Source organism: Thomasclavelia cocleata (assembly GCF_900102365.1).
Lineage (GTDB): Bacteria > Bacillota_I > Bacilli_A > Erysipelotrichales > Coprobacillaceae > Thomasclavelia > Thomasclavelia cocleata.
Genome location: NZ_FOIN01000009.1, coordinates 1 through 16,656 on the forward strand (window position 1 = coordinate 1; position 16,656 = coordinate 16,656).

The 16,656-nt window shown below is 26.1% G+C and carries 18 protein-coding genes; 16 read left to right on the plus strand and 2 right to left on the minus strand.

The window, feature by feature from the left end; genetic code table 11:
• Positions 1–865 precede the first annotated feature (865 nt).
• Positions 866–1,558 (minus strand): LytR/AlgR family response regulator transcription factor, encoded by a 693-nt coding sequence (locus tag BMW96_RS05320; RefSeq protein ID WP_092353247.1) that lies wholly within the window; start codon positions 1,556–1,558, stop codon positions 866–868.
• Positions 1,559–1,910: 352 nt separating this feature from the next.
• On the opposite strand from BMW96_RS05320, the gene BMW96_RS14630 reads away from it, so the two are divergent.
• The 13 genes from BMW96_RS14630 (at position 1,911) to BMW96_RS05375 (ending at position 10,980) form a co-directional block, all read left to right on the plus strand.
• Positions 1,911–2,045 (plus strand): hypothetical protein, encoded by a 135-nt coding sequence (locus BMW96_RS14630; protein ID WP_257606866.1) that lies wholly within the window; start codon positions 1,911–1,913, stop codon positions 2,043–2,045.
• A gap of 425 nt (positions 2,046–2,470) precedes the next feature.
• The gene (locus tag BMW96_RS05325; RefSeq protein WP_092353249.1) at positions 2,471–3,112 is read left to right on the plus strand and encodes a hypothetical protein; all 642 of its coding nucleotides are present in this window, start codon (positions 2,471–2,473) and stop codon (positions 3,110–3,112) included.
• Positions 3,113–3,758: 646 nt separating this feature from the next.
• A complete protein-coding gene (locus BMW96_RS05330) occupies positions 3,759–4,085 on the plus strand; it encodes a hypothetical protein (protein WP_092353251.1) in 327 nt (108 codons plus the stop codon).
• A gap of 70 nt (positions 4,086–4,155) precedes the next feature.
• Entirely contained in the window at positions 4,156–6,210 is a 2,055-nt protein-coding gene (locus BMW96_RS05335) for a DUF1430 domain-containing protein (RefSeq protein WP_092353253.1), read from the plus strand.
• A gap of 1 nt (position 6,211) precedes the next feature.
• A complete protein-coding gene (locus BMW96_RS05340; protein WP_092353255.1) occupies positions 6,212–6,841 on the plus strand; it encodes a putative bacteriocin export ABC transporter in 630 nt (209 codons plus the stop codon).
• A gap of 10 nt (positions 6,842–6,851) precedes the next feature.
• Complete coding sequence (locus BMW96_RS05345; protein WP_092353257.1) at positions 6,852–7,277, plus strand: hypothetical protein; 426 nt, start codon at positions 6,852–6,854, stop codon at positions 7,275–7,277.
• 168 nt (positions 7,278–7,445) lie between these two features.
• Positions 7,446–7,601, plus strand: a complete 156-nt coding sequence (locus BMW96_RS14070) for a hypothetical protein (protein ID WP_157796072.1) — start codon at positions 7,446–7,448, stop codon at positions 7,599–7,601.
• 209 nt (positions 7,602–7,810) lie between these two features.
• Positions 7,811–8,116 carry a PepSY domain-containing protein gene (locus BMW96_RS05350; protein WP_092353261.1) on the plus strand — a complete coding sequence of 102 codons (306 nt, stop codon included), beginning with the start codon at positions 7,811–7,813 and terminating at the stop codon, positions 8,114–8,116.
• A gap of 2 nt (positions 8,117–8,118) precedes the next feature.
• Entirely contained in the window at positions 8,119–8,772 is a 654-nt protein-coding gene (locus BMW96_RS05355) for a response regulator transcription factor (RefSeq protein WP_092353263.1), read from the plus strand.
• Positions 8,769–9,830, plus strand: a complete 1,062-nt coding sequence (locus tag BMW96_RS05360) for a sensor histidine kinase (protein WP_092353265.1) — start codon at positions 8,769–8,771, stop codon at positions 9,828–9,830. Before BMW96_RS05355 ends, BMW96_RS05360 begins: the two co-directional genes overlap by 4 nt.
• Positions 9,827–10,333: a PepSY domain-containing protein gene (locus tag BMW96_RS05365; RefSeq protein ID WP_092353267.1), complete on the plus strand. Its 507-nt coding sequence runs from the start codon at positions 9,827–9,829 to the stop codon at positions 10,331–10,333. The genes BMW96_RS05360 and BMW96_RS05365 overlap by 4 nt, the downstream gene beginning before the upstream one ends.
• A 167-nt stretch (positions 10,334–10,500) precedes the next feature.
• Positions 10,501–10,704 carry a hypothetical protein gene (locus tag BMW96_RS05370; RefSeq protein ID WP_092353269.1) on the plus strand — a complete coding sequence of 68 codons (204 nt, stop codon included), beginning with the start codon at positions 10,501–10,503 and terminating at the stop codon, positions 10,702–10,704.
• Between the two features lie 54 nt (positions 10,705–10,758).
• A complete protein-coding gene (locus BMW96_RS05375; protein WP_092353271.1) occupies positions 10,759–10,980 on the plus strand; it encodes a hypothetical protein in 222 nt (73 codons plus the stop codon).
• A gap of 9 nt (positions 10,981–10,989) precedes the next feature.
• Here the strand turns inward: BMW96_RS05375 and BMW96_RS05380 are convergent, their stop codons facing one another.
• Complete coding sequence (locus BMW96_RS05380; protein WP_092353273.1) at positions 10,990–12,843, minus strand: ABC transporter ATP-binding protein; 1,854 nt, start codon at positions 12,841–12,843, stop codon at positions 10,990–10,992.
• Between the two features lie 178 nt (positions 12,844–13,021).
• Between BMW96_RS05380 and BMW96_RS05385 the strand changes: the two genes are divergently transcribed.
• The 3 genes from BMW96_RS05385 to BMW96_RS05395 are packed head-to-tail and all read left to right on the plus strand — an operon-like array spanning position 13,022 to position 16,635.
• A complete protein-coding gene (locus BMW96_RS05385) occupies positions 13,022–14,947 on the plus strand; it encodes an aconitate hydratase (RefSeq protein ID WP_092353275.1) in 1,926 nt (641 codons plus the stop codon).
• Complete coding sequence (locus BMW96_RS05390) at positions 14,947–15,942, plus strand: isocitrate/isopropylmalate dehydrogenase family protein (RefSeq protein WP_092353277.1); 996 nt, start codon at positions 14,947–14,949, stop codon at positions 15,940–15,942. Before BMW96_RS05385 ends, BMW96_RS05390 begins: the two co-directional genes overlap by 1 nt.
• 3 nt (positions 15,943–15,945) lie before the next feature.
• Entirely contained in the window at positions 15,946–16,635 is a 690-nt protein-coding gene (locus tag BMW96_RS05395; protein WP_092353279.1) for a GntR family transcriptional regulator, read from the plus strand.
• Positions 16,636–16,656 lie beyond the last annotated feature (21 nt).

Below are 16,656 nucleotides of genomic sequence, written 5' to 3' on the forward strand. Positions count from 1 at the left end.
CCTATGGAAGGTTATAATAGAACTCCTAAAGATTTCAAAAGAAATTCCAGAGGATTAGATAATTTTGAATATGCACGTAGCAGATTGATTTGGGCCAACAGAAAAAACGAATCCATTCTCTCTACTCCAAAATCCAAAAAAGAAGTTTATAAATTTAAAAAATAAAATATAAAAGTATCTAGACGAAATAAAGGGGAACAACCATTTTTGATTGTTCCCTATTGAACTTCTTTATTCATCAGTTTTAGGTTATCCCCTAAAGTGTCCCCTAAATTTCAACAGACTTTTTTTAGCACCCCTAAAGTTGACCCCCAAATAATTTGGCTTTCCCCCTAAATTATTTGGTTACCCCTCTCGCCAAAATTGAGTTTCATCTTGTATGATAATAATAAAATATCACAAAAAACCAATACCATTAATTGATATATTTATTCTTCTGTCAGTAATTTCTTGCTTTTTTCATCTATTCACTGTCAATTTGGTTTAATGGTTCATACTTATTATTTTAGATATCAAATATGATTTTTCTTTATCCCTATTAAGGCATATCATTTCATATAATAATATTTGTATACATATAACATCTATTGTGACTGATTTATAGTTCTTATTTTAACAGTTGTAAATAGTGGAATATATTTTATTCTTTTTTATGGGATGAATGTAATAGTGAATACTGTATTCTATTTTAACAGTTAATACTATTATAATAATAAAAATGGCTAAAATAGTAGAAATAAATTTTTTATAATATTATTAATATATTTTCAACAATATTAATATCCATTTTTGATTATGATATTATTTGATGAGATGTTTGTTTGGAATAAAATTATTATCACTAAAATATTTTTAAAGACAGATATTAAATTTGGTTCTTAATAAAAATTGTATATATTTTCTTGCATTCAGTTAAATAAGTTCTGCTTATTGGTAAATATTCTTGGTCTATTTTAATTGTATTGTATCTAAATTCTTCAACATATTGCCAATTTACGATTATTGATTGATGAATACGAGAAAAATTCTTACTAGTTATTTTTAAAAGAATATTGCTAATAGTATCACGAACTTTATATATTTCATCTGTTGTAAAGAATAAGCAATAGTGTTTATCACTTTTAATATATTTTATGCTATTTACTTGTATATCAATTAAACCAATATCAGTTTTAACAGATATATATGCATTATTAATATCTATTTTATTAATTAGTGATTTAATAACTTTTGAAATAGTACTTTTTAAATATTCTTTTTTAATAAAATAAAATGGATGTACATCAAATGTATCAAATACTCGTTCAATATTATTACTAATAAAAATGATTTTTGTTGTTTTATGATATTTAAGATATTCTTTTGCTAGTTCAATACCATCTTTTGGCATTTCAATTTCTAAAAATAGAACATTATAATATTTGTTAAAATCTAATGTTAATGGATTATCTATTTTTTCAATAATAAAATTAGAAGTATATTTTTGTATTTCATTTTTAATGAAAGAATTAGTAATATCTAACTCTTCATTATTACTATCAATTAATGCAATTATCATGATTATGTTCTCTCCCTATTATTTACTGTATATATTAATATTGTAAGAAAAGGGAGTTTGATTGTCAACTTTTTCTTTTCAATGCAAATATTTTATGAATACTTGGATAATAAATTCAAATATTCTATTTAACTTTAATAAAGTATTAAATAACATATATTATAATAAAAATGTTATTTAATGAATTAAGATAAACAAATACTTTATATGAAATATACTAAAGATACTGATACTATTTTCATATTTATGAAATTGTTAATATTGATTATTCTTTCTGGACCTTATATAACACTTATAATAATTATATACAAGCTTTCTAGATTTGATTTAACTAAACAAGATGGTAAAATTGATGAATTTAAAAGAGTTTCAAATGTATACTGATATGGATTTAGAGCAAATAAATAAGCTAATTTTAGAATTTGAAAAACGAATGAAACAAATAGATTTAATAATTACTAATATAGTTATAAAAGAGATTGAGTAAAGTGATTTTAAGACATATTTTTAAATAAAATGTGTTATTCGTGCCAAAAATATGTCATATGTGCCAGAGACATAGATTTAGTGTTTAGAATATATTAATATGTAAGTAAGATATAGCTATAATATAAACAGATTAAAATAATTTTTAGTATTTTTTGTTCTATTATTGTGTATTTAAAACATTTGTTTAATATATTTGTAAAGGTAATACCATATTTAGAATTTAATGAGCTGTTAAATAAAGGAGAGATATTATTCTAGAAGTTTATTTTTTATTTCAAATTTTATAAGTTAATTATCTGCAATAAAATTTACTAATATAAATTTAAAATTATAAAAACATATCTAACTTTGATGAAGAATGCAAGTCTACAATAATTAATCATAGATAAAGGTTGATAGAAAGGAAAATATATATTATATAGTATGAAAATAAAAAAATATATTTTATATACAATTGTACTAATTGCTGTTATTGTTACTCTAGGAATGACAGAATTTCTGATTAAAGCTTACTATAATCCTAGAGAAAAAAATTTTTATTTATCTACAAAAGGGTGTTTAGTCTATGATTTGGCTGAAAGTGATTATGAAATTATTGAAACAGAAGTAGTAGGGGAGAATCTTGATTATTTATTTAATAATAAAAATGATGTTATTCAAGGTAATATCTTAGTAAATGGATTTAGTATTTTTTCACAAAAAGAAGTATATTATGATTCTAAAAGTTCTTTTGATTATGATAATGGTTTCTTTTATAGTGAATTTTATGATAACTCTATATATACAAGTATAGGGATAGGGAATAAGGAATCAATATGTAAAATAATTGCTGCATCAAAGTCATGGGATATGTTAGTATGTTGCATAGTTATTGATGAAAATGTAGATGATAAAGTAAAACAGGTAATAAAAAAGGATGCGTTATTAGTGATACCAGCTGATAATTTAATTAAAGCTAAGGAACTTATTGATAAAGCAACATCAAATTCAACACACATGGATGATTGGTTAAAAGAGAGGGGAGGATTTTATACTAATAAAAAGGGGGATAGTAATATAAACTAGATGTTTTGGTGCAATGTAATGTATGTAAAAGGGCAGTAAGAGATGTAGATTTTTTTAGAAAATATACAGGTCAAAGGATAATAAGATAAAAAGGTAGTGTTGAAAACCAATAGATGTTTGATTCACACTACCTTCTATAGATATTAATATTGTAAGAAAAGGGAGTTTGATTGTCAACTTTTTCTTTTCAATGCAAATATTTCATGAATACTTGAATAATAAATTTAAATATTCTATTTAACCTTAATAAAGCATTTAATAACATATGTTATAATAAGAAAAGATTAAAGGATTTTATATCAATGAAATGTTATTTAATGAATTAAGATAAACAAATACTTTATATGAGATATGATAAAGAAGCAGATACTATTTTTCATATTTATGTAATTGTTAATATTGATTATTCTTTCTGGACCTTATATAACACTTATAATAATTATATACAAGCTTTCTATATTTACTTTTAAATAAAATGTGCTATTCGTGCCAAAAATATGTCATTCGTGCCAGAGATATAGATTTAGTGTTTAAAATATATTAATATATAAGTAAGATATTGAAATATTTAAAATTATTAAGAGATAATACCATTTTATAATATTTTTTGAATTTATTAATGGATCAAATAAAAAGAGTCTAATTTATGTTTATTTTAGGATTAATCATGTTTGAGAATTCTATTTATGCTGTTGATGCAGGAATAGGGTGTAAAACATCAAGAAATGTTGCTGAAGCAACAATATCTACACCTGATGAAACTTATACAATGTTTATTGTAGGAAAATATACAGGAAGTTCAGATAGATATACTTATATAATGAGATTGCGAGATACAGCTTCGATAAATGGCCCAGTTTTGGCTAGTGGTGGTATTGATGCTGGAAAGAAAGATACTGATGTACATTATAATTATCAATATATATTAAATAATACTAATCATTGTCATACATATATGAAGTATACAAATTAAACCCTAATAAATGCTTTTCCTTAAATGTGAAAAGCATTTTTAAGATAAGTTGTTAAGGTGGTGAAAGAAAATGAAGAAGTTATTAATGGTAGTAGTTATGCTTATTTCTTTTTCATTAGTATATTATACGTTTAATGAAAAAAATATTGATGAGGCATCTAAATTAAATGAATTAAATTTGAGTGTAAAAGCTGATCTGAAATTAAATAACTTTAATGTATATGTATCATTTGAAAATAGTAAATTTACTGATATTTATCAACAGATTGGATTATATGCTAAGGAGAATGATTTAGTAGTTATTGCATTAGATAATACTCTTGATGATGCAGGATTATACACAAATCAAAATTATTATATATATTCTAATCATTCTGATTTGTTAAATGGTATATGTATTGATGTTGATGGTAAAAAAATAGATTTTTCTGATTTAACAGGTAAGCAGTATTATTCTACTCATAATAGTAAAGAAAATGTAGGAAAAATTAAGATATTAAATAATAGTTTTTTTGATAAAATCAAAAGAAAAATAAATATTTATCAATATAATGCTTTAGATAATACAGGATTTGAACAGTTAAAATATTTATATTTAACTATATATAGTAAAGATGATGGTTTTATAAATGATTTGCAAGAATATTTACAAAAAACAGATAATAGTGTTTCTGTATCAAATGAAACACGAGTACATGATGAAGATATTGAGAATAATTATATTTTTGATAATTTAAAAAATGCATTAATAATATTAATAATTATTTTTGTTACAGTTATGTCTACGATTATTATTAGAAAAAATCGCCAGTATATGATTAGAAGAATGATGGGAACATCTTCTATAAAAATAGCTGGATATGAGTTTTTTAGAATAATATTTATATCTCAAATTATTTTTATAATTACTAATTTATTGTCTTATTTTGTTTTATGCCAGGATATTAATAAGGCTACTATTGAATTATTGAAAATGATTTTACCATTTAATATTTATTTTGCTGGAATTTTATTGATTATTTTTCTATTTAACTGGATTTTTATTTATTTGAGCTGTAATTTAAAATATTTAAATAATAAAAATTATTTTCAAAGATTATTTAATATGCAAATGATTATTAAAATAGTTATGATTATCTTTTTAATGACACCATTTATTACTTCATTAAAAGAATCATTACCATATTTAATGAACTATTTGAAAGTTAAAGGTTTAAAAGAAGAAATAACAGACTTATATTTTTTAAATGAAGTACCAGAAAAGAGTAAAGAAATATTTGCATACTATAAAGATGATTGTTATTATGCTGATTTTACAGATTATTTTGCAAATATTAAGGTAGCAGAATTAACTAATGATTATGAAAGTATCTATCCATATCCGTATATTCATGCAAACGAATATTATTTAAGAAATCATAATATTAAAACGTTAGATGGAAAGAAATTTGATTATAATAAGTATCCACATGGGACATTGTTGGTGCCTGAAATGTATAAAGATCAAGATTTATCACGTTATCCATCTAGTGTGGAAATCGTATATATTAAAAATCCTGGAGAGTTTTTAAATTATCATATTGAAGATATTTATTATTTAACAAACCCAATTATTTTATTGGAAACAGAATATTCAATTTTTGAAACAAGGATTACAAATTTAGGAATTAAAACTGATAATGTTAGTGAATTGAAAAAAGAATTAGAAGAATTAAATGGAATAAAGGTTAATATTATCAATGCCAAATATTATTATGATTATTTCATGGATCAAAGTAAATCTGCATTGATTGAGTTTGGAGTTAATTTGGGAATTTATTTAATTGTTTATCTGACTTTAGTATTTCAAAGTATCTTTACTTATTTAGAGGAAAAGGGTAAAGAAATATCAATTAATTATATTTTTGGTTTTTCTAGAATTAAAAGGCATACTAATTTATTTATGCTTAATTTGTTAGCTTATGCAATAATATTATTTGGAAGTTTTAAGCTAAATCTCTCTTTTAATAATCGTATTTTATTTGTAAGTTGTTTTATGTTGATGGAAATAATAATTGAAATAATATGTATAATTTATTTTGAAAATAAAAAAATGGTTAATTGGCTGAAAGGAGAGAAATTATAAAATGAAAGTTATTAAAATAATTAATATGAATAAATCATATCAAGATAATATAATATTTGATAAATTTAATTTTGAAGTTGAAGAAAATACTTTTAATGTTGTAATGGGAGTATCAGGTTCTGGGAAATCAACATTATTAAATATTATTGGTTTACTTGATAAAGCTGATAGTGGGGATGTTATTTTATTTGGTGAAAAAAACATTAAACCATTTTCTAGAAAGGCAGAAAAAATGTTAAGAGAGAAAATAGGTTATCTTTTTCAAAATTTTGCATTAGTTGAAAACGAGACAGTAGAGTATAATCTTAAGTTAGCGCTAGATAATATAAAAGCTGATAAAAAAGAAAAAATAAAAGAAGTACTAAAAGAGGTTCAGTTAGAAGGTTATGAAAATAAGAAAATATACAAATGTTCAGGGGGAGAACAACAAAGAGTAGCAATTGCTAGATTATTATTAAAACAGTGTGATTTAATTTTAGCTGATGAACCCACAGGATCACTTGATGAAAGTAACAGAGAAATAATAATTAAACTATTAAAAAGAATGCAGGATAGTGGTAAAACAATTGTAGTTGTTAGTCATGATCCAGTTTTTAAAGATATTGCTGATCAAATTATATATTTAAATTAGGATGATAGGTATGAAAAAATATAAAGTATTGTTAATAGTGATGGTTATTATTTTAATGATAGTGGGTTTAGTTTATTATCGCAATTATTATGTTAAAGATTTGTTATTGAATCAAAAACCTTATTCATATGAAATTAATCAAGAAGATTCTTCAGAAGTTAGTGTGACAATGTGGCTTGGTGGAGCTGATAAAATGGTTAAATATATTTTTGAAGATGATAGGGCGATACAATATCATTATAGTAATTTGTCTATAAGTATGGATAATGAATTAATTGTTCAAGCAAAGGATAATATTATATTATCAAAAAATGAAGAAGATAGTAAGTTATGGCAGGATTTCAATGATTGGTTGAAAGAGTTAGGAATTAGTAAAAGAGAGTTAATTAAGTTTATTGAAAAGTATTTACAAGAATATAAAGAAGATGGTAAATAAATATATTAATTCCATATTATTTTAATTAATATAGAAAGGACTGTTATAAAAAGGTATTTATTAGTTTTATTGGTTTAGATGTTGATATCTTGCATAATAGTAAAGAGATCTAGCAAAGCAATTTGAGTTTGTAGAATTTAATGATTTTTATATAAAGATCATTATTTTGTGTGTTTAAGTTATACCGATGATAAGTTAGATGGTTTTGGGGTAATGTATAATAAGGATGGTAAAAGATCGGTAAGGGAAGTAGATTTATTTTATAGAGAATATACAGATCAATGGATAATTAAAAAGGGTAGTATTGTAAATGGTTCTTACTAAAAAATGGGTAAATAGGAGATTTTAAATATTATTGAATTAATTGATAATATAAGAAGTCTCCTTTAAAAGTTTACCCTAGAGTAAGAGAGGACCTTATAAATCAATACTGTCTTTTTTTATAAAATGAGAAAATTCTTATTTTATTATTATCATTTTTTAAGCAATAATTATTAAAAAAAGGTTATGATATAGATGGAAAGGAGATATAGATGGAAAAGTTAATAAATTATAAAAAACAAATTATTATTATTGCAATCTTGTTAATAGTCATTGTTATAGGATCTGGTATTTATATTTTACATACAACTTTAAATAATATTAATTATTCAAAAAGTGAGGCTCATGTAGCAGCATTAAAACAATTTCCAGGAACAATCATATCTTCTTCAATAGAATATGAAAATATGAAAATATTTTATGAAATTGAAATAGAGAATCAACAGCAAGATTATATTGAAGTTAGTGTAGATGCTAAAAGTGGAAAAATTATTGGATATGAATATAAGGAGAGGTGAAAATGGCAATATTAATAATTGAAGATGAAAAAAATATGTCAGATTTATTAAAACTTGAACTGACTCATTCAGGTTATCAGTGTGATCAGGCATTTGATGGTGAAAAAGGATTATTAATGGCTTTAAAAAATGATTATGAACTAATTTTGTTAGATCTGATGTTGCCGCGAATAAATGGAATTGAATTATGTCGACGTTTAAGAGAAGTTAAACAGACACCAGTGATTATGTTAACTGCTCGTGATGAAGTAATGGATAAGGTAAATGGACTACAGGTTGGAGCAGATGATTATTTAGCTAAACCATTTGCAATGGAAGAGTTATTAGCTCGAATCAGTGCGTTATTGAGAAGAATAAACATTCAAAAAGCTGAACTTGAGTATAGTTATAGTGATATAAGAATAGATACTAGTAAACGGAAGGTTTATTTTAAGGATAAAGAAATAGTTTTAACAGCAACTGAATTTGATCTATTAACTTTATTAGTTAAAAATGGTGGTAATGTTGTTAGACGAGATATGATTTTAGATGAAGTTTGGGGCTATGATGATGAAGTATCAACTAATGTGGTGGAAGTATATATTCGTTATTTAAGAAATAAAATAGCTGGTATTAAAATTGAAACAGTTCGTGGTGTTGGGTATCGTTTATCATGAAATTAAAATCGTTACGTCAACAATTAATTAGGAGTACTTCAAGTATTATCATGGCAGTAATTATTGTCTTTAGTTTGATTATTCTTCTTTATATGGGATATTATATGTTGATTATTGGTAAAATCTATGCAATGGATGAGAATTTGATTACACCTGTGGCGGGAATTGTTATTTTGTTATTAGGTATTTTAATTGTAGTTGCATTGTTTGCTAGTATAATTTGTAGTGTGATGATTAGTAAAAGATTTCTTAAAACTGTTGATCAATTCACAAAAAATATACAAGAAATTAAAAATAAAGGGTTAAGTCGCCGATTAGTTATTGAGGGAAATGATGAATTAGCTTTATTAGGTAGAGAATTCAATGAAACATTAGATCAGGTTGAGCGCTCTATGATGCAACAAAATCAGTTTGTAAGTGATGCTTCTCATGAATTGAAAACACCACTAGCAATCATAAAAGGTAATCTTGACATGCTTCAACGATGGGGGAAAGATGATCTAACTATTTTAAATAATTCTCTTGAAGTGACAAGTAAGGAAGTTGGACGCTTAGCTCAATTGTGTAATGAATTATTGCATTTAACAAGAGATGTGGATACTAGTTGTGAAGAGCCAGTTGATTTATCTATTGTAATTAAAGATACGATTAGTGATTTTAAAGAAGTTCATCCTGAGTTTGATTTTGATATTTATCTTAATTCAGCTACTAAAATTTGGATTCGTTTTGAACATTTAAAACAACTTTTAATTATTTTGATTGATAATGCTATTAAATATGCTAAAGAAGATAAAGGTAGAATAGAAATATATTATGATGGTATTGAATTAAAAATAAAAGATTATGGTATTGGTATTGCTGAAGAGAAAATCCCATATATATTTGATCGGTTTTATCGAGTGGATGAAGCCCGAAGTCAAAGTAATAATAATTTTGGATTAGGTTTAGCAATAGCTAAAAGAATATGCAGTTATTATGGATATGAAATTAGTGTTGAAAGTATTATTAATGAATATACAATTTTTACAATTATATTTGAGAAGAGGACAGAAAAATGAAAAAAATTATATTATTAGTTTTAATTACAATTGCTTTAGTTGGGTGCAATCAAAAAGTTAATGCTTTAACTATAGAAGAAGCTCAAGAAATTGCTTTAAAAGAAGTCGCAGGAAAGGTTTTAAAAGCTAAGGAAGATAAAGAAGATGGAGTAAGTTACTACGATTTTACAATTATCACAGATACTGAAAAATATGAAGTAGAAATAGATGCAAATAGTGGTAAAGTTTTAAAAATGGAAAAAGATGATGATTATATAAAAATAAATTCTAATCCAGTTGAACCAGCAAATACAAATACATTAATCACTATTGAACAAGCACAGCAGATTGCTTTAGAACGTGTTGGTGAAGGTTATTTAACTAAAAGTGAATTAGATTATGATGATGGTATTAAGAAGTATGAAATAGAAATCAAAAATGGTAATAAAGAATATGAGATTGAAATTAATGCAGATACTGGTGAGATTATTAAGTATGAAGAAGATAATGATTTAAGGGATTGATTAGATCAATTCCTTTTTTTGTTAATAATTAGTTATGAATCTATCATAATTAGACAAAATATTTAAATAAAATATGGTTAAGTAGATAGGTAGTCTTTTAGTTAATTGCATAAATTAGTATTTCATGAATATAGATAGAGTAGATAGTCAATATGGAGGTTAAAAATATGTCAATAAAACCATTGATCTTAGGTGTATCTATTACACTAGGTCTTTTAGCAATAACTGTAACTTTAAGGTTTATTATATATCCTCTTTGGATAATGTGGATTCAAAGAAAAGAAGAATTAGAAAAGGAAGTTATGTTGACAAATGATTATCAAGATAAAACTATAGAAATTAAAATAAATGGTAGAAAATTAATCAACTGATTTTGACTACATAGTAAAATTTTTTACTAAGTATTTTTTGAAAGGAGCATTATTGTGATAGATTTGTTAGTTGATAGTGAAAGCTTTGATATGATAGAAAGAGGTTCAATAAGTCATTTAATTGTTTGTAAAGAAGAAGGAATTCAAATGGGGGATCTTGTATCTTTACATGATGATAATAATAAAGTAAATTGTGTTGTAAAGGTTAATTATATTGATTGTGAGGGGTCTGGAGTAGATGAGAATTATTGTATTTTAAATGTAAAAAAATTATAAAAAAAGCCCTTATTGAAGGGCTTCCCATTCTTCCATTAATTCATTTAAATTATTTTCTAATAAATTAATTTCATCATTGATTTGATTGTACTTTTGATAATCATTTAATACAGATTCATCTTGTAATTGATTATTTAACATATTAATTTGATTTTCTAAGTTAGAAATTTGTGTTTCTACTTTTTTTATTTTATTTTGTTGTTTACGATACAATGCATTTTGTTGTTTCATATTTAAATAATCAACGTTTTCTTTTTTTACAGGCTGATTAATAATTTTATTACTAAAATATGTATCATAATTACCATCATAGCTAATAGCTTTGTTATTAGTGAGTTCAATAACTCTAGTAGCTACTTTATTGATAAAATAGCGGTCATGACTGATAAAGAAAATAGTTCCTTCAAATTGATTTAAAGCATCTTCAAGTACTTCTTTAGATGCTATATCTAAGTGGTTAGTAGGTTCATCAAGAACTAAAAAATTAGCCTGTTTTAATAAGATTTCTGTTAAAACAACTCGTCCTTTTTCACCACCAGATAAAAGAGAGATTTCTTTAAAAACATCATCGCTTTTAAAATTAAATAAAGCTAAACTGTTACGGATTTCAGTATTAGTCATTTTAGGAAAGTTATCACTGATTTCATCAAAAATTGTTTTATTCATTGATAGTGTTTGATGTTCTTGATCATAATATGCTAAATCTACTTTACTGCCAAACTTTATTTTTCCTTGATAAGGAAGAAGGTCATTTAAAATGGTTCTAAATAAAGTTGTTTTACCAATTCCATTATCTCCTACAAGAGCAACACGTTCTTGTTTTTTTATATCAATATTAATATTCTTAAATAATATTTCATCAAATTTTACAGCTAAATCTTCTATTTTTAGAATATCAAATCCTGCTTCTCTTTTAGGTTTAAAACTAATTGTAATAGTATCAGGTAGATTTTCTGGACGTTCAATACGTTCAATTTTTGCTAATTGTTTTTCTTTAGATTCAGCTCTTTTTACTTGTTTTTCACGATTATATGATTTTAAAGTATCAATACTTTCTTGAATTCTTTTAATCTCCTTTTGTTGATTTAAATAATGCTTTAAGTCAACTGCTCGTTGTTTCTTTTTTAAAAGAGAATATTCATCATATTTACATTTATATGTTTTAGATTTCCCATTTTCAATTTCAACTATTTTATTTGAAACCTGATCAATAAAATAACGATCATGGCTAACAATTATAACTGCATGGGGATAGTTTTTTAAATATCCCTCTAAAAAATTAATTGCCATACTATCAAGGTGATTAGTAGGTTCATCAAGTAACAATAATTTTGGTTCTTGTAATAGCATTTTAGCTAGTGCTAATCTTGTTTTCTGTCCACCAGACAACATAGATACTTTATAGTTTAGCTCTTCTTTACTAAATCCTAAGCCTTTTAAGACACCAGTTAATTTACTTGGATAACTATAACCATCACATTCTTGAAATTCATGTGATAACCTGTCATATTCATTTAATATTTTTTCACTATGATCATATGACATTAAAGCTTCTAATTCATGTAGTCTATTTTCTATAGCAATTAATGGCGCAAATACATCTAAACCGATTTCATATACAGTTTTATCCATTTTCAAATCGTGCTGTTGTTTTAAATATCCCAAAGATAATTCTTTATTACAAAAAAGATTACCATTATCATATTCTTCTTCACCAGAAATAATTTTGAGTATTGTAGTTTTTCCGGCTCCATTGACGCCGATAATTGCGACTTTATCATGATCATCAATTTTAAAAGTTATGTCTTTTAATAAGGGAATTCCTTGAAAAGATTTTGTTATATTTGAACATTCAATTAACATTTTTATCACCGCATGTATTTTAACATATTTTTAGAGTTATTAATATGTAAATTTAATAGTTGTAATAATAATGTTTCATTTTTAGAACATTTTATGTGAAATTTCAATCAAAGGGTTGTAATAAGGATTGTTTTTTTGTATAATTGTATGCAATATAAGAAGATGGGGGTATACCGCAATGGGTATGAATTTAGCATATAAAATTTTAAGCAGTAAACTTAAAGATGGAGAACTTATTCCTGGTCAACAAATTGGAATTCAAATTGATCAAACATTGACACAAGATTCTACAGGAACTATGGCATATCTTCAATTAGAGGCAATGAATATCAAACATGTTGCAGTTGAAAAAGCAGTAGCATATATAGATCATAATATGTTACAAACAGGATTTGAAAATATGGATGATCACGAATTTATTCGCAGTGTGGCGAAAAAACATGGAATTGTTTTTTCAAAACCAGGAAATGGTGTTTGCCATCAATTACAATTAGAAAACTTTTCAAAACCAGGGAAAACTTTGGTTGGTTCTGATTCTCATACACCTACTTGTGGCGCAATGGGAATGATTGCTATTGGGGCAGGGGGACTAGATGTCGCTGTAGCAATGGCAACTGGTAAATATTATTTACAGTGCCCTAGTGTAGTTAAAGTTAATTTAACTGGTAAAAAAGCACCATGGGTAAGTGCTAAAGATATTATTTTATATATTTTACAGCAATTAACCGTTAAAGGTGGCGTTAATAAAATTATTGAATATACAGGAGAAGGAATTGCTTCATTATCACTTACTGATCGTGCAACGATTTGTAACATGGGAGCTGAGCTTGGAGCTACTACATCAGTTTTTCCAACTGATGAAAGAACAAAAGAATACTTAGTACAACAGGGACGTGAGGAAGATTATATTGAAATGAAAGCAGATGAAGATGCTGCATATGATCAAGAGTTAGATGTTGATTTAAGTAAACTGGTACCAATGACAGCTAAACCTCATAGTCCAGATGCAGTAGTACCTGTAAAAGAACTTGAAGGAATGAAAGTAAATCAGGTAGTAATTGGAAGTTGTACTAATTCATCATTTGCTGATATGATGAAAGCTGCCAAGATTTTAAAAGGGCGTAAAGTTGCTAATCATGTTTCTTTAGTAATTGCGCCAGGATCAAGTTCAATTCTAGCAATGCTTTCACAAAATGGAGCATTAGCTGACATGGTTCAGGCAGGAGCTAGAATTCTTGAATGTGGTTGTGGACCATGTATTGGAATGGGACAGGCACCACTTTCTAAAGGAGTATCTTTAAGAACGATCAACCGTAATTTTAAAGGACGTTCAGGAACTAATGATGCTAGTGTGTATTTAGTATCACCTGAAATCGCAGCTTTAAGTGCGATTAAAGGATATATGTCAGAAGAATTTAAGGATGATATGTATTTAGATGAAGTACCTAATACACCATTTGTTAAAAATAGAAATTTCTTTATTGATGAATATGATGAAAATAATGAAGTATATATGGGTCCAAATATTAAACCAGTTCCTCGTGGTGATAAGATTAGCGATGAGATTAGTGGTAAAGTGGTTTTAAAAGTTGGAGATAATATTTCAACTGATCATATTGTTCCTTCAGATAGCAAATTATTACCATATCGTTCAAATGTTCCGCATTTAGCTAAATTCTCATTTAGTAAAGTTGATCCAGAATTTTATGATCGAGCAATTGCTAATGATGGTGGTTTTATTGTTGGAGGAGATAATTATGGTCAAGGAAGTTCGAGGGAACATGCTGCATTAGTGCCAAATTATTTAAAAATTAAAGCAATTTTTGCTGTATCTTTTGCAAGAATTCATCGTTCAAATTTAATTAATAATGGTATATTACCATTAGTTATTGAGGCAAAGGATCAAGATTTCTTTAATGATCAAGATAATTATAAAATTGTAAATATTAAAGAAGTTGTTGATCATAATGGCAAGGTAAAAGTGATTAATGAGACTACTAATGAATCAATTGAGGCATCATTAACATTATCACCTCGTGAAAAGGTTATGATCAATTATGGTGGTTTATTAAATGCAATTAAAGAACTAGGAGGGGAATTTTAATGAAGGCTGTATTGATTCCAGGTGATGGAATAGGTAAAGAAATATCTAAAAGTGTAGTTGATATTACTAAAGCGATGAATCTTGATATTGAGTGGGTAGAATATCAGGCAGGTGCTGAATATGCAACAAAGACAAAAGAGGTTTTTGAACCTGGTTTAGTAGATGCAATTAAAGAGTATAAATGGGCATTAAAAGGGCCTACAGCTACGCCAATAGGAACAGGATTTAGAAGTGTTAATGTAGCATTGCGTCAGCAATTTGCAACTTATGCAAATGTTCGGCCAATCAAATCTTTTAAAGGAATTAATTCCCGTTATGAAGATATTGATTTAGTTATGATTCGTGAAAATACAGAAGATTTGTATAAAGGGATTGAATATATGATCAATCCAAATATGGCAAATGGAATCAAATTGATTACTCGTGAGGCAAGTGAAAAGATTTGTCGTTATGCTTTTGATTATGCTAAAAATAATGGTCGTAAAAAAGTTACTGCTGTTCATAAAGCAAATATTATGAAATATACAGATGGTTTATTTTTAGAGGCTTTTAGAGAGGTTGCCAAAGAATATCCAGAAATCGAACCACAAGAAGTTATTGTTGATAATATGTGTATGCAATTGGTAATTCGTCCAGAAACTTTTGATGTATTAGTAGCTCCAAATTTATATGGTGATATTGTTTCTGATTTATGTGCAGGTTTAGTTGGTGGTTTAGGATTTGCACCTAGTGGAAATATTGGTGATGAATATCGAATTTATGAAGCTGTTCATGGTAGCGCACCAGATATTGCTGGTAAAGGTATTGCTAATCCAAGTGCATTATTATTAGCTTTTGTATTGATGTTAGAAGCACTAGGAAAATTAGATGATGCAAATAGATTGAAAGCTGCATTAGCTGCTGTAGTAGAAGAAGGTGTTACAATCACTCCAGATATTGGTGGAAATGCTTCTACTGAGGAATTTACAGCTGCAATCATTAGAAAGTTAGGGTAAATTATGACAAAGAACTTATTAGAAAACACAGGACATGGGTCATTAGGAAATAAAATTTTTACCGTACTTCGTGATAAAATTTTAAATGAGGAATACACACAAGGTCAAAAACTTAATGAAGTTGCTTTATCTAAAGAGTTAAATATTTCTAGAACACCGATTCGTGAAGCTTTAAAGCAATTAGAATTAGAAGGTTTAGTAAAAAGTATTCCTAATAAAGGTGTTTATGTTTTAGGATTTTCACATCGTGATATTGATGATATGCTTGAAATTCGTTATGCATTAGAAGGATTAGCGATTCAATTTGCGATAGAGAGAATAAATGATGAAGAATTAAAAAAGATTAAAGAAGTATATGATTTAATGGAATTTTATGCTGTAAAAGGAGATCAGGAGAGGTTTAATGAAGTTAATATAGCTTTTCATGAGGCAATTTATCGTTGTACTCAATCAAAATATTTTGAACAATTGCTAACAGATATAAATTATTATATTCATGTAACTTCTAGGCATTCAATTCGTCAACCAGATCGCTTAGTATCGGCAGCTAAGGAGCATCGTGAAATATATGAAGCGATTTTAGCTCGTGATAAAGAACTAGCTAAAGAAAAGATTCAACATCATATTAGAAAAACACAGATGTTAGTAAGAAATTACTATGAGAAAAAAAATAAATCAGAGGATAAAGGCTAAATGGCCTTTTCTTTTTGTATA